The organism is Spirosoma soli (genome assembly GCF_042684525.1).
GTDB classification, from domain to species: Bacteria; Bacteroidota; Bacteroidia; order Cytophagales; family Spirosomataceae; genus Spirosoma; species Spirosoma soli.
This window is the reverse complement of the sequence record NZ_JBHULN010000001.1, coordinates 677,308-701,698: the sequence shown is the minus strand read 5'-3', so window position 1 is coordinate 701,698 and position 24,391 is coordinate 677,308. Positions and strand designations below refer to the sequence as shown.

The window sequence follows — 24,391 nt, the reverse complement described above, 5'->3', positions numbered from 1 at the left end:
TCGTTGCAACGGCTATTAGTTTTGCACTACACAGTATCAGCGGGTATCAGCTCGTTTTATGAATTATGCGTAGATGGATGTATGTCGCCATCGTGAGTAGCGTGTTGTTGCTCTTGTTTCTGGGGTTCAAAGTTCTTCGATTTCAAGCGCTGTATTATGTCTTCAACGACATGTACATTTTTCTTCAGGCTTCCTGCAGTTGGATGGACGGTCGACCGCTGCTGTACGAGAACATTTGGGGTTATGACGATCGCATCCATAATAATTACGGATTGATTCTATGGGGACCACTCATCTACGTTTGGGGGGCTTACGGGGCATTCATCGTTCAGACAGCGCTTTATACTGTCAGTTATACGCTGTTGATTCGGCAGCTCTCAAATGGTTTACCCGGTTGGCTTAGCTGGACAATGCTGTTTACGGTATTGCTCGGTCCGGTCTGGTTTTGGTTCAACGAGCATCCAGGTATTGGCTGGCACCCTGAGCTTACTTACCTACCTTTATCGATTCTGTTCATTCTAGCCCTCGATAGCCGACAAAAAGGCTGGGTAGTGCTAACCGGGGCACTTATTGTGTTGGTCAAAGAAGACGGCGCGTTATTGGCGGGAAGCATTCATTTGGCCTACGTCTGTTTACAGTACCTTAAGAACAACCCGCACACGTCTATTTTTAGTGTGTTGACTCACCCTCGTTTCTGGGTCACTCTTGTCAGCTGGGCGGTGTTGTTCGTGGCCGGTATGCTTTTTTTGTCCTACAAAAACCATGCTGTTGAACCCGAGCCTCGTTTGCAGCAAGCCTTAAACGCCATTACTACTGGCCTCCATCAAACCGAGTTCGTGCGTATCCATGCGGCATTGCTGGGGCACGTAGTGTTGCTCATTTTACCCTCGTTCCTGTTGTTATTGTATCTGTTATGGCGGTTTGAGGTTCGCCAAATTGGTAGCATTGTGCTGGTGTATATGGTTGCTCAGATCGGCATTTTAATGTCAAATTGGGTGCAGGGCGCTACGTATTACGGCTCCAACCCTTTCTTTCATTTGGTGTCGCTGACCTGGCCGCCCCGGTTTGTGTTAACCTATGCGTTTAGTGTATGCTACATTTTGGCCGCAGTATTCGTTTTCAAACGAGCTATGCGACCGGTAGCTTCCTGGCAACCTACGGCGCTAGCCAGTGGTTTATTCCTGATTCAATTGTTAATTGTGCCTTATGCCCGGCCTGATTTTACATGGTCAGCTGAGCTTCGTGATACGTTCGCTCATCGGTTCGATCCGCAGAAGCAGCCCATGTTACCAGATAACGATGTGGCCATTATTGAGCAGTTAGCGCAAACAATTCCCGCCCGTTCGAATGTTTTTGTGTTTGACTACCTGATTCCACTTTTTCACAAACATTACAATATCTGGCCAACGGAGAAACAATGGGAAAAAGCCGACCTGGCCATTATTCCGAATAATGATTTTCAAAAGCTAGGCGAGCGAATGCCACGCGTTATGAAGCAACCCCTACGGTCTCGTCGGTTAGAGACGTACACGTTGTTTTTCTCGCCAGCCTACGAACCTTACGTGAACGCTATTCTCAAATGACACGTCAACAATTTACCGCTACGCTCAATCAGACAGAGCCGCCTGCTGATGTTCATCCGATTTTACAAGCACTTTGGTACGACGCCAAAGACGATTGGGAACAGGCCCATAATATTGCCCAAAGTCGGGAAGGCGAACCCCGTTACGATCAACTTCATGCGTATCTGCACCGTAAGGAAGGCGACCGCTTCAACGCTAATTATTGGTACCGACGGGCGGGTGCGTCCTTCTTCAATGGCTCATTGGAAGAAGAATGGGAGAGTTTAGTTAATCAGAATCTTAGGTAAAACTGCTGGGCTATAGTAAACTGCTGCAACTTGCCTGCCATTGATCAACCTTGTATTGGTAGCCGTTTTGTTGTGCACTGCTGTCGGTATATCAAACGCCAGGAAGCTTCTAGTCTGGGCTAAAGATACCGCTGCCGCCATTCGTTAACCGAACCCGGAAGTCGGCCTGCACTTGGTCATCTTCACCGTTGCCAAAGCCATTGCCTGGTGTCGAGTCTATATCGCTCGTAGCACACGTACTGATCTGAGCCTGATTAATCATTTGACCCAGGCCAACTACCCGTGCCTGGAAAGAAACACTTATAGTTTTCCCGGCCGGAATGTCTGTGAGGTTAGTTATGAGCAAATTGCCATTTGCTGTCCAACCTGTTCCGCCTGCAAACCGCAAGCCAGCAGGGAGTAAGTTCTGAATCTGAACGGCTCCCGAAGCGCTTTCACCCGTGTTATTAACCCATATTGTGCAGGTAACGGTCTGGCTGTAGGCGGGTGTACGGCTACTTAGGGCCATGCGAAGGCTTAAGTCAACGGAAGCGGGCGTAGACACGAGCGACGGTAGTATCATCTGGCCAGGGTTAGGGGAGGAAAACACTTTGTCATTGGGTTCTCCGACTCGAAAGGTGGCGGTTGCCGTATCATCTTCACCGTCGCTCGTTCCAGAATCTGGTGTGCTGTCAGGATCGCCATGAGTCGTTGTCGTTACCTGAGCGGCTGTTTTATACGTTCCCGCTACAGTCGATTTAGCCTGAAAAACAAAGGTTGTATCGGTCAGTAGATTCTGAACCGTACCTGTTAGAACACCTTCGCTGTATTGAAGGCCAGCGCCACTAACAACCTCTAGATTAGGAGGCAGGCGACAGGTCCACTGCGCCTGTTCCGTTGTTTTGCTCGGTCGGTCATTACGAACGGTTAACGAAAACGACGTAACCTCACCTACTTGTAAGGCTTGCTTATCAGTTCGTAGCTTTAAGCTAAGGTCAATGGGGGGCAGCGAGTCAGTTAGTAAAATTACTGATCTAAACGGAGGCACCCTAACCTGGCGGTCGTAATAGCGATTTCGTACATCCCGATACCGGCCAGGCAGCGTAACAAGACTGTCTTTTAAGGTGGGGTTGTAGACCAGCCGGATATGGTCGTCCGTATTCGTCGGTGTAATGGTAGCTTCCTGTAACTGGATATTATCGAACCAGACCGACTGTCCGTCTTCGTTAAGCTGATACGTAAGCAGCGCATTTGCTTCATCCGCTGAGGCCGTGAATGCTATTTCGTAGTGTTGGCGCGTCGGCCCAACCAGCAAGTTAAATCGTTTGTCCAGATCTTGATAAGGAGCATCTCGTTGCCGAATGAAGACCTGTATCTTTTTATCGGCCGATGCTATGGCATCGAACCGAAGCAAAAAACTGCGGGATTTAGTTACGGAGCCGATATCCTTAGTAACCAATACGTAGGAGTTAGTGGCCGTGGTAGGCGTTGGAAATGTCACGCATAGGCTTCCGTTGCCGTTTCCTTTTTTAGGGTCCCATATTGCCTGCCCGTTATTATATGGGCTCCATGTAGACCAGCCTTGCCCATCTTTCGCGAAGTCGGTATTGATACGTAGTTTAGGATTTACACTCTTAACCGTATACTCCGGATAAGTTAATGGGCTGTTTTTAGCGTTGGCATCCTGTTTGAAACGATTTCGCCATTGGTCAAGGGTAACCTCGTTGACTTGCCACCAGTTGTACACCGCCCGAATGGTAAACACGTCGGCAAAGGGACGAACATAATAATTATAATCCAGCAGGCCATACTGGTCGAGGTCATCAGTATTTGATTCGTAGCGGGCGACGAGCTGCGACGAAGATTTGCTGAAGAATATATTTTGTTTGACTACATTCTCCCGAAACGGACAGAAACCTCCGTTGTGATACATCACAAACTGTGCATCGGCATTATCAAAAAACGTGTTACCCAGTACGTTAATGTGATGGTCGCCCCGCATGAAAATACCCCAGCCCCGGTTACTAAATACGGTATTATTGATCAAATCGACATTTTCCATGCAGTCGTCGAGGAAAACGCCGTTGGTGCCGTGGTGCCCGTTCTGTAAGGTGCCTTCTGGAGCCCCAATGCCATTATAAATGATGTTGGAGACAATGTGGATGTTCTGCGTAGGTAGCTTATTGGCATTCCACGAATAGATGCCGCCCCCGTCGGTTTTCGTCATGCAGTAGTTAGAGATGACGTTGTGCTGGATCATCACATCACTCATGAAACTAAGTCCATTGAAGCCAACACTATCAATTCGGTTGTTTTCAATCAGCGCATTCAGGGTAGGGCCAAAGCGAACACCATTATACTGGCCATCGCCCGACCGACCCCGACCAGGAATCAGCCCCATCCGGCGAAATTCGTTGCCCCGGACAATGATGTCGTGATAAGAGTCAAGTAGAAAACCATTGTTGTTGGCATCGATAACGCGGTTGTTCTCAATGAGAACGTCTTTGCCACCTGCCACAATGGTCACGCCATCTTCGCCCGAGGACGTAATATCATTGCCGGTTACAGTGAAGCTCGATGCATTGGATATGTACAGCCCCGTACTAAGCGTTTGTGTGATGTGCAAATTGCGGATGACTATGAAGGACGCGTTCGTAAGTTCTATCCCTTTGTCGAGTATTGTTGCCGTGATGACCAGCGCATTGGGGTTACCTTTGTTGGCGTAAAGTTTAATGGTCTGATCGGCTGGATTGTAACACCATTCGCCTGGCTGGTCGAGTGCCGCCGGATGATTCTGGATGAAATAACCAAATCCATCAGTGGGGGCATAGCTCGACTTGTTGTTAAGTAACAGTGTATTACCAGTCTGTTTTGTAATAGTAGTTCGGTCAAGTATCCACTGCGTTGGCCGGATCACGGCTTCCCCACCTGTCCAGTCATTTGTTAAGGGTTGCTGACTCGTAAGTTGGGTGGCGCCACTGTGAGACTGCACAGTTAAGTAGCCTTTGTTCGGATCATTTAGATTGGGATAACGGCCCAGTGGCAAGGCTGAATCCGCTTTAAACAGCCCTGTAACACGGTCTCCACATTCTTTACAAACGGCCTGCCAACGGTTACTGCCCAGGCTCTTCCAGCCGGTAACAGGTACCGAACCCGATAGTATAGGTTTTCTGCCACTTCCGTAAGCGTCTACAACAATAGGTTTGCCTGACGAACCCGATTGCCGGATCTGTAAACTGCCCCGAAACGTATCACCCCGTCTTAGCAAAAGCGTATCGCCGGGCTGTAATAGAAGCTTATTGACGCGGGTGAGCGTTCTGAAAGGTGCGTTGACCGATAAACCATTGTTTGTATCGTTACCGTTGGCCGCCAGGTAGTAGGTCTTCTGAGCTATACCCAGCGTAAACGTGACTAGGATGAGTAACACTGCTAACAAATAGCGAATTGGCGAGACAATGTATACAAGAGATGATTGTACCGATGGGAGAAAATCGATACATGTTAACCGTTGCCATCGATTAACCTTATGGGTAAGCGGATTTAATAAGTACGTCAAGCGAAAATTGTAATTGTTTAATCTATATATGATGTGTAGTTAATAATAACTTAATATTGGCGTGATTGATGCAAAACATTTTGGAAGTCCACCATTTAATATATAAATAGTTCTAATATTTATTATTCGGAGGCTACTTTGGGGCAGGATAAGAGGAGAAATAAGAGCAGGGACCGTTAGCTCATTGTACGCAGATCTCCATGAATGCTTGGAACACACTTTGGAGATATAATCAGCGGCATTGGTAATCAGCATTGAAGGGCTTCCGCTAGTCTGTACATTTCAGATTGCATGCCTATAAATTTTCGCCAGCAAAAAACTGAAAAATTAGTGGCATCCTGTTTCAGCACGCACAATAAACCTGCATATGCAGCGTTTAGTTTTCATACGTCTTGTTTACCTCAGCGTTTTTTCGACTGGGGTTTTTTTAATGCCTTATGAGGCCAGTCTTTGGGCAGACCTATTTAGAGAATAGTATACGTTCAGAGATACAGACAAGACGATTGTTGAGAAACTCTTTCTATCTTTGTCCCTCACTCGTCTTATCTAATCCCTGCTTACCAAGAGATGAGATAGCGGCAATAAGCTGGCCTTATGGTGTAATGGATAGCATCACAGTCTTCGGAACTGTTGGTTGGGGTTCGAGTCCCTATAAGGCCACTTCTAATTCTTCTCCTGCATTCACACGTACATATACTGTACAACTTACGCAGAAGCATTCAGCAAAATATTCTTCTCTACAACGAATTAAGCAAAGAGGATTTGGGCAGTAGTACTATCAACGGCAACGGTTTGTAAACTGTCTTGTGCAGAGGCAGTTTTTGCCCAGAAAGGTTTGTTTTTGGTAAACCTTTCTGTTACTTTGTCAGATAGAAGATAGTCAACCCCTTTGCCCGTTTTGCGATGAATTTTGACGACGAGGACGACGACAACTTTATGGACTGGGACGGTTTCGATGAAGACTACGACCCTGAAGAAGCTCGTGCAGAAATGGAAGCCGAAAACCGGCGGATCAAGAACCTTCCTATTTTGCGCAAGGCCAACGAACTTATGGAGTTGACCCAGGCCATTGTTGAAACGATTAATAAGGAGGATGACGTGCTGATGATGCACGAGCAGATGCTGGCCAATGCCATGATGCTGGCTCCTAAGATTGTTGGCGCCGAAGGCGGAGATCTGTATACGCTCCGGATGGAGAACGCAGTCATCATTAAGATGCATGCCCGCGAGCTATTAGCTCAAACCTCATATTGCAAAGCTGAGAAGCTAGCGACCCCCGCTTATCTCAATGTGCTACGCGATGAGATTGAACAGTTTCGACTACTATTTGTAGAGTGGGTCAACGGATTTGATAAAGACAACGACGCCCCCGACGATTGGGGATTGTTTTATTAAAAAAGCCAGCCTTCGTACGAAGGCTGGCTTTTTTAATGGGTTAGTTGATCTTCAACACGGCCATAAACGCTTCCTGCGGGATTTCGACGTTGCCGACCTGGCGCATCCGCTTTTTACCTTTCTTCTGCTTTTCGAGCAGTTTCCGTTTACGCGAAATGTCACCACCGTAACACTTCGCCAATACGTCTTTGCGAAGGGCTTTTACCGTTTCGCGGGCAATGATCTTCTGACCAATAGCCGCCTGAATGGCAATCTCGAACTGCTGGCGGGGTAACAGCTCACGCAGTTTTTCGCAGAGCTTTTTGCCCCACTCATACGCTTTGTCACGGTGAACAATGGCCGAAAGCGCATCAACACGGTCGCCGTTGAGCATGATGTCTAATTTTACCATCGTCGACTCGCGGTTGCCAATGAACTCATAATCAAGAGAGGCATAACCACGAGAGATCGTCTTAAGCTTGTCGAAAAAGTCGAAAACGACTTCGGCCAGGGGCATCTCGAACTGCAACTCAACCCGGTCTTGAGTCAGATATACCTGATTTTTTAGCAGGCTACGCTTATCCATGCACAGACCAATGATGGCGCCAACGTAATCGGCCTTTGTAATGATTTGTGCTTTAATAAACGGCTCCTCAATCCAACTGATTGTGCTGGGATCAGGCATTTCAGCCGGGGCAGAAACAATGAGCGTTTCGTCTTTGGTCGTGATAACTTCAAAGCGTACGGATGGCACCGTTGTGATGACGGTCATATCAAACTCGCGTTCGAGCCGCTCCTGCACGATCTCCATGTGCAACATGCCCAGGAAGCCGCAACGGAAACCAAAGCCAAGGGCCGCCGACGTTTCAGGTTCCCAAACGAGCGCTGCGTCATTAAGCTGAAGCTTTTCCATCGCTTCGCGGAGATCTTCAAACTCACTGGTTTCTACGGGATAGATACCCGCGAAAACCATAGGCTTAACCTCCGAGAACCCCTGAATGGCCGACTTTGCCGGACGGTCAAGCTCCGTGATCGTATCTCCAACTTTAACTTCTTTGGCAACTTTAATCCCCGAAATGAGGTAACCTACGTCGCCACACTCAATAACGCTCTTCGGTACCTGTTCCAGGCCTAGTGTGCCGACTTCATCAGCAATGTACTCTTTGCCGGTGTTCATGAACTTAACCCGATCTCCTTTACGGATGCGGCCGTTCTTAACCCGGAAAATGACCTCAATGCCTCGGTATGAATTGAAGTGCGAGTCGAAAATAAGCGCTTGCAGTTCACCATTCGGGTCACCCTTCGGTGCGGGAATTCGCTCAACGATAGCTGCCAAAATTTCAGGAACGCCGATGCCCTCTTTCCCGCTGGCCGGAATGATTTCGTCACGTTCGCAGCCGAGCAGGTCCACCATCTCGTCCTTCACCTCCTCCGGCATAGAGCCCGGCAGGTCAATTTTGTTCAGGACAGGAATGATGACCAGATCGTTATTCATGGCCAGGTAGAGGTTCGAGATGGTCTGAGCTTCGATCCCCTGTGAGGCATCAACGAGCAGCAGCGCACCTTCGCAAGCTGCAATCGAGCGTGACACCTCGTACGAAAAGTCGACGTGGCCTGGCGTGTCAATCAGGTTAAGCGTGTAGATTTCGCCCTGGTACGTATAATTCATCTGGATCGCGTGGCTCTTAATGGTGATGCCACGTTCCCGTTCCAGATCCATATCATCCAGCAATTGTGCCTGCATGTCGCGGGCACCAACGGTTTTTGTAAACTCCAGTAGTCGGTCGGCCAGCGTGCTCTTGCCGTGGTCGATGTGGGCGATAATGCAAAAATTACGGATATGTTTCACGTAAGTAATTTACGAAATACGATGGATGGAGTATGAAGCTATGCGCTAAATCATACGACAATATAACCGCAAAAATAGGCAAAAAAGTCCGGTAGCTGCAGGATGATAAGGAATGGAACACGGATTGAGCGGATTCTATGGATTAACCATAAATTATTAGTCATCTAGCCGTAATTAATCCGTGTTCCAAAAAAACAAACGCCGACCTCAACGAGACCGGCGTGTTCAATTACACTTCATCAACAAACTAAAATCAATCCGGCGTTCTAATTAGAACACCAATGCTGTAGGAGGGGGACTCGAACCGCCCACGGTGCAGTTAGCCACAATACAAATCCTGGTGGTCAACCCCAGTCGCCCCGAAAGGCGGCATTATACTGCGTTTATCCCTTATCACCACCCCCGAGACAGGAGGGCACGTCTGCCAATTTCGACATCCTACAGTGTGAGAAAAACATCAAGAAGACCGGCGTGTGACCCCGCTCGATCAACTTGACAATGCAAAGGTAATACAGCTACGCAATTCATTGCAAATTTTGCATATAAATTTCTATAAATTTACAAATCATTCAAAATATAGCTAGATTTGTTAGCACTCATCAAAAAGTCTTTGAAAATGGTCGAGAAAAATTTAGAAATTGATAATACTGATCTGAAAATCCTGAGTTTGTTGATGCAGGACGCCAATATGGCGTATACCGAAATCGGTAAACGTATTTTTGTATCGGGCGGTACCGTTCACGTCCGAATGAACAAACTAAAGCAGATGGGCATCGTTTGCGGCTCACAGTTAGTGATCGATCATACTAAGTTGGGTTGGGACATCAGCGCTTTTCTGGGAATTTACCTGGACAAGAGTTCGCTGTACGCCGAGGTATCTAAACAACTGGAGAAGATTCCGGAAGTCGTCAATATTCACTACACGACGGGCATTTACAGCATCTTCGCCAAGATCGTTTGCCGTGATACGCAACACCTGCGCGAAGTACTGCACGATAAAATTCAGAAGGTAAGCGGTATTCAACGTACCGAAACCTTTATATCGCTCGAAGAGAGTGTGAATCGGCCAATACCGTTTGCTGAATTGAAGGAGTAAAACAAGACGGCTAGTATTCACACCAACTACATTACCGGTGGTAGAAAATACAGTATTCGACCTACCATCCGGCATGAAATGGTCCTTAGATCGAATACCGTAAGCGCTACTGGTTTAATGCGGCTGTTTGAATTGGTCGTTCAGATTTTGAGCATTAATTTGTTTCTCCAGCTCAATGAGCTCGTTTTCGTGAGCCAGATTGGACTCAGGCGTTTGTGAGTAAGGTACGTTCTGCGGAATATAATCTTCTTTAGCGTTTGGCTTACTATAATCGTAAGGCCACCGATATACTGCTGGGATCGGCCCAGGCCAGTTGCCGTGAAGCTCCTCAACAGGGGTTGTCCACTCCAGCGTATTGGCTCGCCAGGGATTTTGGGGCGCTTTTTTACCCCAGAAGATGCTGTGAATAAAATTGAACAGGAACGTGAAATTGGCTGCATGAACCAATAAGGCTGCCAGCGTTATAAACACATTCATGTCGGCATAGGTATTTTTTAGCCAGTCGTAACTCGTGAACGCGTAGTACCGACGCGGAAACCCGGCAATGCCCATGTAGTGCATTGGGAAAAAGAGCAGATAGATGCCAATAAATAGCCCCCAGAAGTGAATATACCCTAGTTTTGGGTTAAGCATCCGGCCAAACATCTTCGGAAACCATTGATAAATACCCGCCAGAAAACCGAATGACGATACGCCCCCCATCACGAAATGGAAGTGGGCTACAACGAAATACGTGTCGTGCAGGTGGATATCGAGCACGCTGTTTCCCAGAATTAGGCCTGTTAGCCCGCCCGTGATAAAGAACGAAACCAGGCCGATGGCGAACAGCATTTGGGGTGTAAAATGGATATTGCCTCGCCATAAGGTCGTCAGGTAATTAAACACTTTTACGGCCGATGGCACAGCAATAATCAGCGTCAGAAACATGAATACGGAGCCTAAAAAGGGGTTCATGCCTGAAACGAACATATGGTGTCCCCAGACAATAAATGCCAGAAAGACAATACCCATCATGGAGGCAACCATAGCCCGGTAGCCGAAAATAGGTTTACGGCAGTGGACGGCAAAAATCTCCGAAGTCATGCCCAGCGCGGGCAGGAGAACAATATACACCTCCGGGTGCCCCAGAAACCAGAATAGATGTTGATATAGAATTGGGCTACCCCCCTGGTTGTTCAGGAGTTCACCACTGACGTATAGCTCCGACAGGTAAAAGCTGGTGCCAAACTCGCGGTCGAACAAGAGCAGCAACACCGCTGATAATAGCACCGGGAACGAAATGAGACCAAGAACGGCCGTCAGAAAGAAGCTCCAGACCGTCAGGGGAAGCTTGCTGAACGACATTCCCCGCGTTCGTAAGTTAATAACCGTAGTAATGTAATTGATACCGCCCAGTAACTGCGATATGATAAACAGCGCCATGCTAAAGATCCAGTACGTCATGCCCATGGCTGAGCCGCTGGCTGCCTGTTTGATGGCGTTCAAGGGTGGGTAAGCCGTCCAGCCGCCGTTTGGCGGACCCGTTTCCAGAAATAGTGATGTAAACATGACAACACTGGCTAAAAAGAAAAACCAGTAGGAAAGCATGTTCAAAAAACCGGAGGCCATATCGCGGGCACCAATCTGAAGCGGAATCAGGAAATTAGAAAACGTACCACTTAGCCCGGCCGTCAGCACGAAAAAGATCATGATCGTACCATGCATGGTGACCAGGGCGAGGTAGAAGTTAGGGTCTAGTTTGCCGGATTCATTGATCCAGGAGCCTAAGATTGGTTTCAGCCAACTCATGTTCATATCTGGAAAACCTAACTGAAGCCTGAACAGCGTAGACAATGTAGTGCCAATGATTGCCCAGAAAATGCCCGTTATCAAATACTGCTTGGCAATCGTTTTGTGATCTTCCGAAAAAATGTATTTGCGCCACCGGGGTAGTGGTTCGTGTTTACCTTCAACGGCCTCGGCGTCGGTCGTACCTGGGTTCGTATCGTCGACCCGGGTGCTGGCATCTCCTGCCCGAAGGCGGACGTAGCCTGTTGTTATCCAGCCAATGAAGATGGCCGAAATGATTAGTACACCAGTAAGAAACATAACGTATTGAGTAGTTTGGCTTGAGGAAATTGAGAAAGTAACAAGATATTATTCCGTAATGGTGGCAACTTGTTCGATACTGCCGTGTAGTTGCGTTCCTGGTTCAAGGGGCTGATTGCCAGGACTCTTGTGCAGAACTTCTTCAACCAAGCTACTATCACGTTCGCCATACCTATTCTCGGGCGAAATCGTTACGCTAAACCGATCGCCTTTTTGCCTGCCTTCCAGCGCGTCTTCAACGCCTTCCAGCAGTAGCCCTTCCCCTTGCAGGTAGTACAACGGCGTCATTGCGTCTCTTGATTCTAGTAACTGACCAGTCTCGTCGTGGAGTCGGTAGCCAATGCCAGCGGCTTTGTGTTTAGAGATTACCATAAGCTGTGCCGTGTTTGTCATGAGTCGGCAAACAAATACCTAATGACGTCCCAGGTATTGTTCGACGTCAATGACAACAAAGCAGACTGAAACGAGTGGCGTTTCTTTTGCCCAAAAGTAAGGTAATGGGCCACCTGGCGTGTTTGTGGCTGAACAGCCTATTGAGGAGTGATTTTTACTTTATACAACCTGAACGGTTCTTTTACCTGACTAACCCCACCATTAAATTTGGGAAGCCGCTCGTATTGAGCGGCTGTTACGTATAGGTAACCGTCTCGATCAATGGCGTAGCTGTCGGGCCAAAGCAGTCGCTCATCGGTGACAACGGTCTGAAGTTGACCTGCCGGCGTCATGCGTCGGATGGTTTTGGTCGGTGAGTCGCCCATATATACGTTGCCTGCCTGGTCGGCGATCATGCCGTGCGAAATGCCCGCTTCGCCCAGATCTTCTACCATTCCTATGAGTTGCTGGTCGGTCAGAGAAATATCGTTAAGGTATTTGGTTTCAATGCGGTATAAGCGCTTTTTAGTGATCGGACGGTAGTATAAATACCGAAAATCAGGCGTGAGCGCAATGCCATTGACATTGCTGGAAAAGGCTTTACCATTGTTGTCTCGAACCTCTTTCCCGTCGATTTTGAGTACCACACCAGGATCGGCAGTGGTAGACGAATGCTTTAGCAGCAGGCTGCGACTTTTTTGGGTTTTAAGATCAAGCACGACCAGGCAGGCCCGACCGGGATCAGAAAGATAGGCCACTTGCCGACGCGGGTCCACCTGTACGTCGTTGAGACTGGTCTGGGCAAGGGGCAGGTCGTCAAATCGATACGTATTCGTAATTCGGTTGGTTGCCAGGTCAATCCGTAACAGCTTTACTCCGGCCGGCATTGATTTCCCAAAGTTCGGATTAGCCGGATCGAGTACCCATAAGGCATCGTCCTGATCAATGAACAGAGCTTGCACACTAACGAAGTGTTGCTGCGGAGCGTTGGTGTCCCAGCGGTTCCAGGCAGCGTCGGGGAAGGGGGTTCGCTGACCGTCTTTGCTAATTTCGGCTAAGCCATATTGATACTTGTCCGACCATCGGGGAAACGAAACAAAGAGCCGGTTTTGTTTAGAAATGGCGACGCCCACGGGTTGGTATGGACCAAACGAAACGGCTTCTTCCAGCTGGGACTTGTTCGATTGACCTAAACTAATTACTGATGACAGCAGAAGAGCAAATAAAGCAGCTTTCATATACGTTTGATGAGATCTCCTTTGCAAAACCCCCCGTTCTTACGTTTGTTTACTAGTCTTTTTTGCTAACCAGCGGACGAAATAGACCCCTGTTTTGTTATAGAATACAACCAAACCACAATTCATGCAACCCGTAATACATGCAACCACTGTCGTTGGCATTCGGCACAATGGCCACGTTTCACTTGGAGCCGACGGACAAGCCACCATGGGTAATACCGTAGCTAAGAGTAATGTTCGAAAAGTCCGGGTTTTAATGGGCGGCAAAATCCTGGCCGGCTTTGCCGGGTCTACGGCGGATGCCTTTACGCTCATCGAACGTTTTGAAGAAAAACTAAATGCCTACGGCGGAAATCTCAAACGGGCCGCCATTGAACTCGCTAAAGACTGGCGTACTGATCGGTATTTGCGCAAGCTGGAAGCGATGATGATCGTAGCCTCGAAAGAAGACTTACTGTTGGTGTCAGGTACTGGCGACGTAATTGAGCCCGATCATGACGTAGCCGCCATTGGCTCGGGTGGGATGTATGCTCAGTCGGCTGCGGTAGCACTCAAGAAGCACGCGTCTAATCTCTCAGCGGAAGAAATGGTTCGTGAAAGCCTACATATTGCTGCCGACGTGTGTATCTACACAAACCACAATTTGATGGTAGAAACGCTGTGAGATCAAACACTAATCATGGTTTCATTCTATAATTAGCCTTACTACCATTCCCCTGTCTTTTTTTATCTTTGCAAATTCACAGGAAACGATTTCATGAGCGCGTTAAACCGATTTGCCCCTAAACTCATGAACCGGCGCATTGCGTTGGGGTTCATAGTGGCGATGGTCTTAATTGCGTCGGGGTTTGCTATATCTTTCTATAGCTATACCCAGAACGGCAAAGATATAAATCGGGTCCGGCATACGTATGAAGTAACCAGCGCATTAGAGAACATTCTTTCGTTGATGAAAGACGTTGAAACCGGCTCGCGAGGTTTTGTTATTGCTGGAGATAGCGCTTTTCTGGAGCCCTACCAAATCGCAATAGCCTTGTTACCAACCCGGATACGGCAGTTAGATTCGCTCATTGGTGATAACAAATTACAGACTGAGCGGTCGGCAAAGCTTAAGCAGCTTATTAAGGAAAAACTAGCTATCACCCAGATTCGAACGGAAATTGAATTTGCCGATCGGGTGAATGGGTTGAAATATAGCTGGGAAGGAAAACGTCGGATGGACGCCCTGCGGCACCATGTCGCTATGATGATCGATACGGAACGTATTCTGATGGACGTTCGCAACCGCCAGGCCGAGCGCTCATTTCGGAATACGCTCATCCTCATTTTTGCGTTATCATTATTAACGTTTCTGGCGCTGGCTGTTTCGTATAAGCTGCTCGAACAGGAACTGGCTCGTCGGCAAAAAACAGAGGACCAATTACGTGCCTACGAATTCAAACTGAAAGAACAGATTCGACAACTCGAAGCCTCAAATGAAGAACTGGAGCGATTTGCCTTTGTGGCCAGTCATGACTTGCAGGAGCCATTGCGGAAAATTCAATCATTCGCCGATTTGATTACCGAACGATACAGTAGCCTGTTCGACGGAGACAGCCGGGTGTTTATGAACAAGATTTCGAATTCGGCCGAGCGAATGTCAAAATTAATTAAAGATTTATTAAACTTTTCGAGGATTTCTAATCATAGAGAAGACTTTAAGCCGGTTCGGTTGAATGACATCGTCCAGCGGATTCTGGACGATCAGGAACTGCGGATTAAGGGTTTAGACGTAAAAGTTGATGTGAGCCGTTTGCCAATGCTGCCAGCCGTGGCCAGCCAGATGGACCATCTGTTTAACAATCTGATCTCTAATGCGCTCAAGTTTTTGAGGCCCGGAGTTCAGCCGATGCTACGTATACAATCTCGCCCGATTGACGGTAGCGAATACCCGGAATTAGTGCGGGGACGGCGCTATTTTGAGATTACGGTAGAGGATAATGGTATCGGTTTTGAAGAAAAGTACTTAGACCATATATTTAAAGTTTTTCAACGGTTACATGGCAAAACGGCTTTTGAAGGTACTGGCATTGGGCTGGCTATCTGCAAGCGGGTTGTTGTGTATCATCAGGGATATATTACTGCCCGAAGCCGACCGGATCAGGGCACCACATTCGTAGTAGTACTTCCCGAAAGCCAATTACTAGACAATTATGACCGAACAACTTCAGCCGAAGCCTATTCATATACTGCTGGTTGACGACGACGAAGACGACCGTTACCTCACTCGGGAGGCTTTTCATCAGCATTATCCATCCAGCCGCATCTCATTCGCGGAAGATGGCGAGGACTTACTGGACTTCTTGAATTATAAAGGACGTTACGTTGGTGCGGCCCATTCGCTGCCCGAACTTATTTTGCTGGACTTGAACATGCCCCGGAAAGATGGGCGCGAGGCTCTGCGCGAGATTAAAGCTAATGACCAGTTTCGCCACATCCCGATAGTGGTCCTGACAACGTCCGACGCTAAAGATGACATTGAAACATCTTATTTCAACGGCGCTAATAGCTTCATCACTAAACCGCCTACCTTTCAACGGCTCAGTGAAGTTACTAAAGCAATCGGGCAATATTGGTTTAGCGTCGTAACCGTATGTGATCACGAAGGCGGGGAGTGAATAAGTGGAGTAAGTTGTGAGATGCTACCTGTTTAGGAAGCAATTTGAGAGACCGACGTTTTAAACGTCGGTCTGATATTATCTGGTCACAGACCATATAATAGCCTGATGTAGTCTAGGGACTATATTTAACCGGACCAAGAAACTACCTCAAACTGTCTTTAAACTACTAGATTTTTTCCACCTATGCCCTCAATCACTTCCCGGTTAGTTTGACTAAGTTTACAAATAGCTTCTCTAACTCACCCGTGACAACCCGATTCTGACCGGGCGTAAACTTGTTTACCAACACACAGAACGTCATGGGTTCGCCGTCGGCCGCTGTGAAAAATCCAGCGTAGGCACGTACTCCTTCAATTGAGCCGCTTTTCGCCCGAATGTTACCTGCTGCCGCTGTTCCTTTGGCCAAACTTCGTACAGTGCCCGTTTGTCCCACTACCGGTATCGACTCATAAAAGACCGGGAATGCCTTCTCACGACCCATTGCGCTCAAAATTCCAGTCATGTTGTCCGCGGTGAGCGCTCCCACGGCCGACAGGCCGCTGCCATCCCGAATGCGGAAACCGTCAAGATTCACTCCTTTATTTTTCCAGAAAGTTATTATGGCATCGAGGCTGGCATCAGTTGAGCGAACTGTTTTGTTTAAAGCTAAAGCGGTGGTGCGTAATAACGCTTCGGCGTAGAGGTTAATACTCTGAAAGTTGGTTTGCTGCACCAATTCAGCCAGGGTGGGTGATTTGTGCTCGTTGAGAGTGATGCGTTTGCCCGACGTAACCAGCGTTGCCGACTGACCACCGCCTACCGAAACGGGAGGAGCGCTAACTGTTACGTTATCCTGCGTTAGCTGTTGCTGAAGCGCATAAGCGGCAAAGTAAGCAGGGTCGGGTAGGGAGCCTTTCACGCTAAACTCATTGGCGGGTTCGCCCATTGGTACCTTGCCCGTAAGCCACTGCTGGTTCATAAAAGGTGTTCCGTAAATGTTTACCTGATCGCCGGTGTTGGCCGCATCGGTCGTAACGGTATTTCGGAAGGTTAAATAGGGCACCAGCGGGTCGGTACGTAAGACACTAGTCGGCGCTCCCACCGATTTGCCAGGTCTGAAAAACACGCGATACAGATTTTCATTTATGTTCAACGCACTCAGGCTAGCACCATAATAATTGCCCAAATCGCCAAAAGGCCAGGTGTCTGGTGTGGTCAGGTCATCATAGAGGCTAGCATCGCCCACGACTGTCCCTTGAATCCGGCGAATACCAGCGGCACGAACGGCCTCCGACCAGCTCTTGAGCTGAGCGGTTAAGTCATAATAGTTCGGAAACCGCCACGTACCGAGTGAGGGATCACCCGTGCCACGAATGTAGATGTTACCTGTCAGCACACTGTCTTTAATGACGCCGTCGTATTCGAGCGTAGTCGAATACGTATAATTACTACCCAGCACAGCCAGTGCCGTTGCCGTTGTAATGAGTTTAAGCGTTGAGGCCGACGGTAAGCTTTGGCGGGCATTGTAGCCGATCAACTCTTCGCCGTCACGCACCCGTCGGACCGATAAAGCAACGGTACCAAATCGAGCGGCCGGTCCCGCCTGAAACGCTTCCACCTGTCTCAGCAGGGTCTGCGTTGCCAGCGAATCAGTAGTAGGTTGGCTTTGAAAGTAGGCAGAAGCTGAAACACAATTACTTAGCAGGAAAATGAATGAAATAATAGGCAAAAAGTGGGCAAAGCGGGGCATAAAGCGCGTTTGGGAACAGTTAGGCGATTCGGGCTGTATTTTGTACTTTTGCAAACTTACGGAATTCATGCCACCCACTTGCGCTAAACCACCCTTAACAAGACATTGATCAAAAGCCACTGGCTACTTAAGCAATACGCATGAAATTATCATTTCTGGGGGCGGCCCGGCAAGTCACAGGTAGTATGTACCTGTTAGAGCTGGAGGATGACTACCGCATCCTGATTGACTGCGGATCGGATTTAGAACGATCCGGGCCAGTACAGGCCGGGCCTGGATTGGCCGGATCAAACGGGCAGGCAATCCCAACTACTCCTCATGCTGGATTTTTTCCGTTTGAGGCTTCAAGCATCAATTTAGTGTTACTGACCCATGCTCACGTGGACCATTCGGGTAACTTACCTAACCTATTTCGGGAAGGTTATGAAGGTCAGATCCTGTGTACGGAGCCGACGTTTGCCCTGACGAATGTACTGCTCAAAGATGCTGCTTCACTAAATCAGAAGCGGATCAATGAACTCAATGCCAGTAAGAAACAACGGGTAAAAGATCGGCAGGCCCAGATGCAGAAAGACCTGTTCCTGGATAAGCAGGTGCGGGAGACCATGGAAAACGTGGTACCCATTGCCTTCAATCGGAAATTCAGAGTAGCCGATGGGGTCGACGTTACCTTCATTCCAGCGGGGCACTTGCTCGGAGCCGCTCACATCGTGATCAACGTAACTGAAAACGGTGAGCGAAAAAGCATCTGTTTTTCGGGGGATATAGGTCGGAAAAACTATCCGCTTCTGGTTGATCCGGGAACGGTGCCGCCGGTCGATTATCTCGTCTGCGAAAGCACATACGGCAACCGGCTCCACGAAAACCGTTTGTCGCCCGAAGAAGCCCTGGCCGATGTTATTCAGCGGACCTGCATCGATATTCCTGGTCGGTTAATTATTCCGTCGTTCAGCGTTGGGCGGACGCAGGCACTGTTGTATACGCTTAACAAATTATACACCGAACGCGATTTTCCACCCATCAAGGTTTTTTCTGATAGCCCAATGGGGTTTGAGAGTACAAAAATTTACCTTCAGCACGTAAAAATGCTGAACGGTGAAGCCCGGGAGTTCTACAAAGAGAATGAAACCTTGTTCGACTTCCAGAACTTCCAGTTTTTGGAGTCATCCAAAGCCAGTAAAGCCGTCTCCAATTACGGTGAGCCATGCATCATCATCTCGTCGTCGGGAATGGTGCAAGGGGGCCGGGTAGAATATCACGTTGCCGAAAATATCAGCAATCCGTATTCAACTATTCTCATAATCGGTTACTGCGCCGAAGGGACCCTCGGTTGGCGTTTACTCAATGGTCAGCAGACGCTGACTATAAAGGGAAAAGAGCACCAGGTTCTGGCCAGTATTGAGAAGATTGACGTGTTCAGCGGCCACGGTGACCGTAACGATCTAATGGAGTTTGTGGGAATGCAGTCGCCTGAAACACTTAGAAATATCTTTCTCGTTCATGGTGAGTACGAAAGCATGGAGTCCTTTAAGGCCACGCTGGCTGAAGCAGGCTACCCACAGGTAATAATTCCCAAAAAAGGCGAAAGCTTCGAATTATAAATGATGAGTGATGAATGATGAATGTGTCAATTATAAAAACATTCATCACGCATCATTCATAATCGCACCGGCGACCCGGTCATCATTGAATGAGAACATATCTTGATTTTGAAAAACCCATTGCCGACCTCGAAGCGCGGTTAGAAGAGACCAAAAAATTGGCTCAGACTAGCAACGTGGACGTCAGCGGAGCGGTTGCTGTTCTGGAGCAGAGTATTGATAAGCTCCGCCAGGAAATATTTCAGAACCTGACTCGGTGGCAGCGCGTTCAGCTGTCGCGTCACCCAGATCGACCTTATACCCTCGACTATATTTCGCTGATGTGCGATCAGTTTATCGAACTGCACGGCGACCGCACCGTTCGCGACGATCCGGCCATGGTTGGTGGTTTCTGCGAACTGGGCGGTCAGACCGTAATGATCATAGGGCAGCAAAAGGGACGTAATACTAAGCAGCGGCAACACCGCAACTTCGGTATGCCTAACCCGGAAGGCTATCGGAAGGCTTTACGATTAATGAAACTGGCTGAGAAGTTTGGTAAACCTATAATTACGTTGATCGACACGCCAGGTGCCTTTCCGGGTCTCGAAGCCGAAGAGCGTGGGCAGGGTGAAGCCATTGCTCGTAACCTGAAGGAAATGTTTATGCTGACGGTGCCCGTTATCTGCATCGTCATTGGTGAGGGAGCATCGGGCGGTGCTTTAGGCATTGCCATCGGCGATCGGGTACTAATGTTGGAAAACACGTGGTATTCGGTGATTTCGCCCGAAAACTGCTCAACCATTCTGTGGCGTAGCTGGAATTACAAAGAGCAGGCTGCCGAAGCGATGAAGTTAACGGCGAAGGACATGACAGCGTTTAAACTCGTGGACGGCATTGTCGACGAGCCGCTTGGTGGAGCGCACAACGATCATAGCGAAATGGCCCATCATCTCAAGAACGTCATTCTGAGTGCCCTTGAGGAGTTGAACGCCCTCGATCCGCAGGAACGCATCAATCAGCGCATTGAGAAATTCTGCTCAATGGGCGTAGTAATGGAGTAAAATTTTTACAGACTCTCGAGCTAAAGAAAGCCGCTGAGATTCTTGGCGGCTTTCTTGTTAAAATTTCTTTCGATTGTCGTGGTATAGGGTTACACCAATCTGATCAAATTCTTCGGTTTCCTCTAAAAGACTCGCTCTGTTTAAAGGTCGTGTTTCCAGCTCTGTTAACAGGCTTACGTAAGCCTCGATTTGTACCGAATTAAATACCACTTTGTCACGGAAATAAGCGATGGCCGCTTTCAACTGATTCTTTGCATCCCGACGTAGCTTTTTCCTTTGTGTCATGGATGACGTTGTTTTGATTTCTACAAAGCAGAACGTTCGATCATCAAACACAGCACAGTCGCAACGCTGAGTTGGAGCGTTATCCATTAACAGGCATTTGTAAATCGCCAGGAAGTGAACACTGCGTTCAGTCGGGTTTTCAATCGTGAAATGTTTTATCCCGTTTAGATTGGACTGTATGTAGCACCGCTTTTCAATTTCATGATCATAAATGTGAAACTCGGCTTCGGTGAGGCTTTGCAGGCAGTTGCTATCTTCTACTTGTGGAAAACCAGCTATAATTTTATCAGGTACGGGGTACGCTACGGCTAAGGGCAAATAATTTATCTTGTTCGTCAGCTAAATCATCCGACACGTCGTCGAGTTCGTTGTCGGCGATCAAGCCGGTTTTTTCACTGATAATGCTACGTACGGTGCCGCCGTCTACGTAATAAGCAGCAAACTCATCAGGGTTTATCCAGCACCGCGATGGAATAATCTTCTCGACCTCTGCCCGCAGTTCGTCGCTGCGTTGGGCTACTTTATAGGCCAGCATCAGTGTGTTGAATGAACTAAGCACATAAGGGCTATGCGTCGTGATGACCCATTCCGCATCCTGATACGTAACGTTCGGGTCTAAGCCGCTTATGAGCGAATAGATAAGGTCTTTTTGTGCGGTAGGATAGAGGTTAAGCTCGGGCTCTTCAATAATGAAGCGATGTTGTGACTGCTGGCGTTGATGTTCAACAACTAATAATAGTGGTATGATAGACTGATAACCACTAGCGCTCTGAGACAGAAGGACAAACTTTGTACCTGTTTGAATTAATCTATCATAACCTTGCATATAGGCATAGTGAATGTCTAAAAATTTAATATTTAACCTATCTATAGCATTTCGTGCCTGCTCAAAATGCTTTGCAAACGATGTAATTGATTTGGGGAAGTCAATGTTTGAGTATATCAAGCTCCAGATTGCTTCATTTAACGTAGCTAATAAGGTTCTCTCAGCGGGTATGTAGCTAGATGTAATAGAGAAAATTTTTTTTTCTATTACAAACTTTGTTAATAGCTCTTCGAAAAGCTTTCTGTCTGCTAAACTCTCTACAAATACTTCTCTAACAGAGGGTTTGCTATTACGTACATCGTTGAGAAAGCTTCTAAAAGTACTTTCACTAAAAACAGGCTGGTCTTGTTGATCTTGATAAGTAAATTCTAATTTGGAGTGATCATATATAATAGCATGAGTGTCTGTAGTAAATGTGAAACTAGAATTATCATTGGTGTATGTATGGATGGTGTACTTCTCAAGAATAGCTTGGTTGATATCAGCTCCTTGTATAATGTCACCATCTAAACCAATCGCAATCAGCTTCGCCAGGGTACTCTTTCCTGTACCCTGCGGTCCGATGAATACAGTGTGCTTTTTTACCTCTAACTCAGCCTCTTGAATCGGGCCGACGTTTTTGACCGTCAACTTTGCCATTGTACTTGTGTGCTTTGTCTGCAAATCTAACGTTATCTTTGGCTCTCGGTTCACAAACGTTTGAACCCTCAGCCGCGAATGAATCCTACGCTCAACACAGCAACCCTCAAAAACCTCATTTTTGATCTTGGTGACGTCATTATTCCCATTGATTTGACCGCACCGATCCGCAATTTCGCTATGCTGGCGAATATGCCTGAAGATGAAGTAACTGCCATCTGGAAAGAGCATCAGTTCATCAATCATTATGAAACCGGCCTGATTGACGATGAAGGGTTCCGCCAGCAGATTCGGCAAGCCTTGAGGAAACGCAACAACGGAGCAGATAATGAAATTAGATCAGCAGACGAAGCCGATAGTTGGGCGGATGAAGTCATTGACACCGCCTGGAACACCATTCTGCTTGATCTGCCCATCGAGCGTATCGAACGTATCAAGGCGTTGAAAGCAAAGTACCGTCTGTTTCTGCTGAGCAATACCAGTCCGATCCACATTCGGCAGGTAAACCGGGTGCTCACGGGAATGGGTGAGCCGACGCTGGAAGAACTTTTCGAGCGGGTATTTTATTCCTATGAAGTGCGGCTCGCCAAACCATCGCCCGAAATTTATCGTCATGTGCTGGCTGAAGCAAACCTGGTGGCTGAAGAAACGGCGTTCTTCGATGATAACCTGACGAACATCCGGGCCGCTGCCGAGTTAGGTATTCGGGTGGTGCACGTTCAGCCTCCCAAAACAATGTTAGACTACGTAATGGATTTATGAGCTATGATTTAGGAGGTGCTGACTGTAGACCTACTTCGTAAATCGTACCTTGTAAATCACAAACTAATACATGAACCAGCGCGTTAAAACGTACCTCCTTCATGGAGGTCTTTTTTTGATTACCTTCATTACCACGACGATGGCCGGCGCCGAGTGGATGTTCGGGCGGCTGTTTATCCCGATTGAGGGTATGAAAACGCTGGGTTGGCCGGAGTTTGTGGCTGGAATGCAATTCTCGGTGCCGTTTTTGGCTATCTTGACCGTTCATGAGTTTGGGCATTACTTCACGGCGAAAGCCAACCGGGTACGCGTGACGTTGCCTTTCTACATTCCTCTTTGGCTAGGCATTGGTCAAAGCATTGGTACGTTAGGAGCGTTTATCCGCATCCAAGATTATATCAACAGCCGCCGAAAGTATTTCGATATCGGCATTGCCGGGCCACTGGCTGGTTTCGTCTTAGCTCTTGTGGTGCTTTGGTACGGATTCACGCACTTGCCCCCTCCGGAGTTTATCTTTACCATCCATCCTGAGTATCAAAAATGGGGGCTTGATTATGCCAAGTATGCCTACCAGAACATGCCGGCGGGTGGAGCCATAGGCTTAGGAGATAACCTGTTGTTTAGCTTTTTTAAAAATTACGTAGCCGATCCGGCCCGGGTGCCCCATCCGTACGCAATGGTTCATTATCCCTACGTAATGGCGGGTTACCTGGCCCTGTTCTTCACATCGTTGAACCTAATTCCAATTGGGCAACTAGACGGTGGTCATATCCTATATGCTCTTATTGGGCGTAAGCAATTCCAATGGGTAGCCCCGGCGCTGTTTATTCTGTTCGCGTTTTATGCCGGCTTAGGCTTCTTTACCACCGCTGATTTCGCCGTCCCCTCCGACGAAGCGTTTTTTACAGAACTCGGTAATTTCGCTTTGTACGTTGGTTTCTTGTACCTGGCTTTTTCGCGCATTAGCGACCAGCGAATGACGGCCCTGCTTATTGCCTTAAGCATAGCGGCAACGCAGCTGCTTGTTTCCTGGTTACGCCCGGATGTGGAAGGGTACCCGAATTTCCTGGTGTTTGTATTTGTAGTCGGCCGGATTTTAGGCATTTACCATCCCGAAACTGAACTCGAGGAGCCTCTCGACGCGAAGCGAAAGGTATTAGGCTGGCTGGCGTTGCTGGTGTTTGTGCTGTGCTTTAGCCCCAAGCCATTTCTGATTTCTTAACGCCACCTGGACACATGTACAGCCAAACCAAATCTACTTTAGGCCCACTATCTAAGCTTATTGCCTAAAAATAGTCTGCGGTACCGAAGCAAAGCCAGATGGAATACGTGTAACAGAAGGGTTTACGCTCTGTAGAAAAGCCCGGAGAAACCCGTAAGTTTGTTGAAAAAACGACTTTCTCGACCCACTTAGTCGCTTAGAT

Annotated in this window: 19 protein-coding genes and 1 tRNA gene; 12 read left to right on the top strand and 8 right to left on the bottom strand. The window is 47.9% G+C overall.

The window, feature by feature from the left end; all coding sequences use genetic code 11:
* The first annotated feature begins 65 nt into the window (after positions 1-65).
* Together ACFSUS_RS02860 and ACFSUS_RS02855 are read left to right on the top strand one after the other, a co-directional pair.
* Positions 66-1,583, top strand: a complete 1,518-nt coding sequence (locus ACFSUS_RS02860) for a hypothetical protein (protein WP_381518774.1) — start codon at positions 66-68, stop codon at positions 1,581-1,583.
* Entirely contained in the window at positions 1,580-1,870 is a 291-nt protein-coding gene (locus ACFSUS_RS02855) for a hypothetical protein (protein ID WP_381518772.1), read from the top strand. The genes ACFSUS_RS02860 and ACFSUS_RS02855 overlap by 4 nt, the downstream gene beginning before the upstream one ends.
* Before the next feature lie 109 nt (positions 1,871-1,979).
* On the opposite strand, the gene ACFSUS_RS02850 is transcribed toward ACFSUS_RS02855, so the two are convergent.
* Entirely contained in the window at positions 1,980-5,276 is a 3,297-nt protein-coding gene (locus ACFSUS_RS02850; protein WP_381518769.1) for a right-handed parallel beta-helix repeat-containing protein, read from the bottom strand.
* A 717-nt stretch (positions 5,277-5,993) separates the two neighbouring features.
* Between ACFSUS_RS02850 and ACFSUS_RS02845 the strand changes: the two genes are divergently transcribed.
* Both ACFSUS_RS02845 and ACFSUS_RS02840 read left to right on the top strand, forming a co-directional pair.
* Positions 5,994-6,065: transfer RNA gene (locus ACFSUS_RS02845), tRNA-Arg, on the top strand.
* Between the two features lie 243 nt (positions 6,066-6,308).
* Positions 6,309-6,800, top strand: a complete 492-nt coding sequence (locus ACFSUS_RS02840; protein ID WP_381518766.1) for a hypothetical protein — start codon at positions 6,309-6,311, stop codon at positions 6,798-6,800.
* Positions 6,801-6,840: 40 nt separating this feature from the next.
* Here the strand turns inward: ACFSUS_RS02840 and lepA are convergent, their stop codons facing one another.
* On the bottom strand, positions 6,841-8,628 hold the full coding sequence (gene lepA, locus ACFSUS_RS02835) for a translation elongation factor 4 (RefSeq protein WP_381518764.1): 1,788 nt from the start codon (positions 8,626-8,628) through the stop codon (positions 6,841-6,843).
* Between the two features lie 616 nt (positions 8,629-9,244).
* Between lepA and ACFSUS_RS02830 the strand changes: the two genes are divergently transcribed.
* Positions 9,245-9,724, top strand: coding sequence for an Lrp/AsnC ligand binding domain-containing protein (locus ACFSUS_RS02830; RefSeq protein ID WP_381518761.1), 480 nt, complete (start codon positions 9,245-9,247; stop codon positions 9,722-9,724).
* Positions 9,725-9,838: 114 nt separating this feature from the next.
* On the opposite strand, the gene ACFSUS_RS02825 is transcribed toward ACFSUS_RS02830, so the two are convergent.
* The 3 genes from ACFSUS_RS02825 to ACFSUS_RS02815 form a co-directional block, all read right to left on the bottom strand.
* Entirely contained in the window at positions 9,839-11,812 is a 1,974-nt protein-coding gene (locus tag ACFSUS_RS02825; RefSeq protein ID WP_381518759.1) for a cytochrome c oxidase subunit I, read from the bottom strand.
* Positions 11,813-11,860: 48 nt separating this feature from the next.
* On the bottom strand, positions 11,861-12,184 hold the full coding sequence (locus tag ACFSUS_RS02820) for an FKBP-type peptidyl-prolyl cis-trans isomerase (RefSeq protein WP_381518756.1): 324 nt from the start codon (positions 12,182-12,184) through the stop codon (positions 11,861-11,863).
* Between the two features lie 158 nt (positions 12,185-12,342).
* Positions 12,343-13,422, bottom strand: a complete 1,080-nt coding sequence (locus ACFSUS_RS02815) for an L-dopachrome tautomerase-related protein (protein ID WP_381518753.1) — start codon at positions 13,420-13,422, stop codon at positions 12,343-12,345.
* A gap of 124 nt (positions 13,423-13,546) precedes the next feature.
* Here ACFSUS_RS02815 and hslV point away from each other — a divergent pair, with 124 nt between their 5' ends.
* The 3 genes from hslV (at position 13,547) to ACFSUS_RS02800 (ending at position 16,079) form a co-directional block, all read left to right on the top strand.
* Positions 13,547-14,086, top strand: a complete 540-nt coding sequence (gene hslV / locus ACFSUS_RS02810) for an ATP-dependent protease subunit HslV (RefSeq protein WP_381518750.1) — start codon at positions 13,547-13,549, stop codon at positions 14,084-14,086.
* A 93-nt stretch (positions 14,087-14,179) separates the two neighbouring features.
* The gene (locus ACFSUS_RS02805; protein WP_381518747.1) at positions 14,180-15,661 is read left to right on the top strand and encodes a sensor histidine kinase; all 1,482 of its coding nucleotides are present in this window, start codon (positions 14,180-14,182) and stop codon (positions 15,659-15,661) included.
* On the top strand, positions 15,615-16,079 hold the full coding sequence (locus tag ACFSUS_RS02800; RefSeq protein ID WP_381518743.1) for a response regulator: 465 nt from the start codon (positions 15,615-15,617) through the stop codon (positions 16,077-16,079). Before ACFSUS_RS02805 ends, ACFSUS_RS02800 begins: the two co-directional genes overlap by 47 nt.
* Before the next feature lie 196 nt (positions 16,080-16,275).
* On the opposite strand, the gene dacB is transcribed toward ACFSUS_RS02800, so the two are convergent.
* Positions 16,276-17,880 carry a D-alanyl-D-alanine carboxypeptidase/D-alanyl-D-alanine endopeptidase gene (gene dacB / locus ACFSUS_RS02795; protein WP_381518739.1) on the bottom strand — a complete coding sequence of 535 codons (1,605 nt, stop codon included), beginning with the start codon at positions 17,878-17,880 and terminating at the stop codon, positions 16,276-16,278.
* A gap of 71 nt (positions 17,881-17,951) precedes the next feature.
* On the opposite strand from dacB, the gene ACFSUS_RS02790 reads away from it, so the two are divergent.
* Positions 17,952-19,412: an MBL fold metallo-hydrolase RNA specificity domain-containing protein gene (locus ACFSUS_RS02790; protein WP_381518736.1), complete on the top strand. Its 1,461-nt coding sequence runs from the start codon at positions 17,952-17,954 to the stop codon at positions 19,410-19,412.
* An 89-nt stretch (positions 19,413-19,501) separates the two neighbouring features.
* Positions 19,502-20,455: an acetyl-CoA carboxylase carboxyltransferase subunit alpha gene (locus ACFSUS_RS02785; RefSeq protein WP_381518733.1), complete on the top strand. Its 954-nt coding sequence runs from the start codon at positions 19,502-19,504 to the stop codon at positions 20,453-20,455.
* A gap of 57 nt (positions 20,456-20,512) precedes the next feature.
* Here the strand turns inward: ACFSUS_RS02785 and ACFSUS_RS02780 are convergent, their stop codons facing one another.
* Both ACFSUS_RS02780 and ACFSUS_RS02775 read right to left on the bottom strand, forming a co-directional pair.
* Positions 20,513-20,740, bottom strand: coding sequence for a hypothetical protein (locus ACFSUS_RS02780; RefSeq protein WP_381518731.1), 228 nt, complete (start codon positions 20,738-20,740; stop codon positions 20,513-20,515).
* Between the two features lie 286 nt (positions 20,741-21,026).
* Positions 21,027-22,205, bottom strand: coding sequence for an AAA family ATPase (locus ACFSUS_RS02775; protein WP_381518728.1), 1,179 nt, complete (start codon positions 22,203-22,205; stop codon positions 21,027-21,029).
* A 78-nt stretch (positions 22,206-22,283) separates the two neighbouring features.
* On the opposite strand from ACFSUS_RS02775, the gene ACFSUS_RS02770 reads away from it, so the two are divergent.
* Together ACFSUS_RS02770 and ACFSUS_RS02765 are read left to right on the top strand one after the other, a co-directional pair.
* Positions 22,284-22,967 carry an HAD family hydrolase gene (locus ACFSUS_RS02770; RefSeq protein ID WP_381518725.1) on the top strand — a complete coding sequence of 228 codons (684 nt, stop codon included), beginning with the start codon at positions 22,284-22,286 and terminating at the stop codon, positions 22,965-22,967.
* 70 nt (positions 22,968-23,037) lie between these two features.
* Positions 23,038-24,189, top strand: coding sequence for a site-2 protease family protein (locus ACFSUS_RS02765; RefSeq protein ID WP_381518723.1), 1,152 nt, complete (start codon positions 23,038-23,040; stop codon positions 24,187-24,189).
* Positions 24,190-24,391 lie beyond the last annotated feature (202 nt).

What these genes read in the sequence shown, in the direction of transcription:
- hslV (WP_381518750.1), top strand. Translation starts at nt 13,547, where the DNA reads ATGCAACCCGTAATACATGCAACCACTGTCGTTGGCATTCGGCACAAT.
- ACFSUS_RS02790 (WP_381518736.1), top strand. Translation starts at nt 17,952, where the DNA reads ATGAAATTATCATTTCTGGGGGCGGCCCGGCAAGTCACAGGTAGTATG.
- ACFSUS_RS02775 (WP_381518728.1), bottom strand. Translation starts at nt 22,205, where the DNA reads ATGGCAAAGTTGACGGTCAAAAACGTCGGCCCGATTCAAGAGGCTGAG.
- ACFSUS_RS02815 (WP_381518753.1), bottom strand. Translation starts at nt 13,422, where the DNA reads ATGAAAGCTGCTTTATTTGCTCTTCTGCTGTCATCAGTAATTAGTTTA.
- ACFSUS_RS02770 (WP_381518725.1), top strand. Translation starts at nt 22,284, where the DNA reads ATGAATCCTACGCTCAACACAGCAACCCTCAAAAACCTCATTTTTGAT.
- ACFSUS_RS02780 (WP_381518731.1), bottom strand. Translation starts at nt 20,740, where the DNA reads ATGACACAAAGGAAAAAGCTACGTCGGGATGCAAAGAATCAGTTGAAA.
- dacB (WP_381518739.1), bottom strand. Translation starts at nt 17,880, where the DNA reads ATGAATTCCGTAAGTTTGCAAAAGTACAAAATACAGCCCGAATCGCCT.
- ACFSUS_RS02785 (WP_381518733.1), top strand. Translation starts at nt 19,502, where the DNA reads ATGAGAACATATCTTGATTTTGAAAAACCCATTGCCGACCTCGAAGCG.
- ACFSUS_RS02765 (WP_381518723.1), top strand. Translation starts at nt 23,038, where the DNA reads ATGAACCAGCGCGTTAAAACGTACCTCCTTCATGGAGGTCTTTTTTTG.
- ACFSUS_RS02820 (WP_381518756.1), bottom strand. Translation starts at nt 12,184, where the DNA reads ATGGTAATCTCTAAACACAAAGCCGCTGGCATTGGCTACCGACTCCAC.
- ACFSUS_RS02830 (WP_381518761.1), top strand. Translation starts at nt 9,245, where the DNA reads ATGGTCGAGAAAAATTTAGAAATTGATAATACTGATCTGAAAATCCTG.
- ACFSUS_RS02855 (WP_381518772.1), top strand. Translation starts at nt 1,580, where the DNA reads ATGACACGTCAACAATTTACCGCTACGCTCAATCAGACAGAGCCGCCT.
- ACFSUS_RS02805 (WP_381518747.1), top strand. Translation starts at nt 14,180, where the DNA reads ATGAGCGCGTTAAACCGATTTGCCCCTAAACTCATGAACCGGCGCATT.
- ACFSUS_RS02800 (WP_381518743.1), top strand. Translation starts at nt 15,615, where the DNA reads ATGACCGAACAACTTCAGCCGAAGCCTATTCATATACTGCTGGTTGAC.
- ACFSUS_RS02860 (WP_381518774.1), top strand. Translation starts at nt 66, where the DNA reads ATGCGTAGATGGATGTATGTCGCCATCGTGAGTAGCGTGTTGTTGCTC.
- ACFSUS_RS02840 (WP_381518766.1), top strand. Translation starts at nt 6,309, where the DNA reads ATGAATTTTGACGACGAGGACGACGACAACTTTATGGACTGGGACGGT.
- ACFSUS_RS02825 (WP_381518759.1), bottom strand. Translation starts at nt 11,812, where the DNA reads ATGTTTCTTACTGGTGTACTAATCATTTCGGCCATCTTCATTGGCTGG.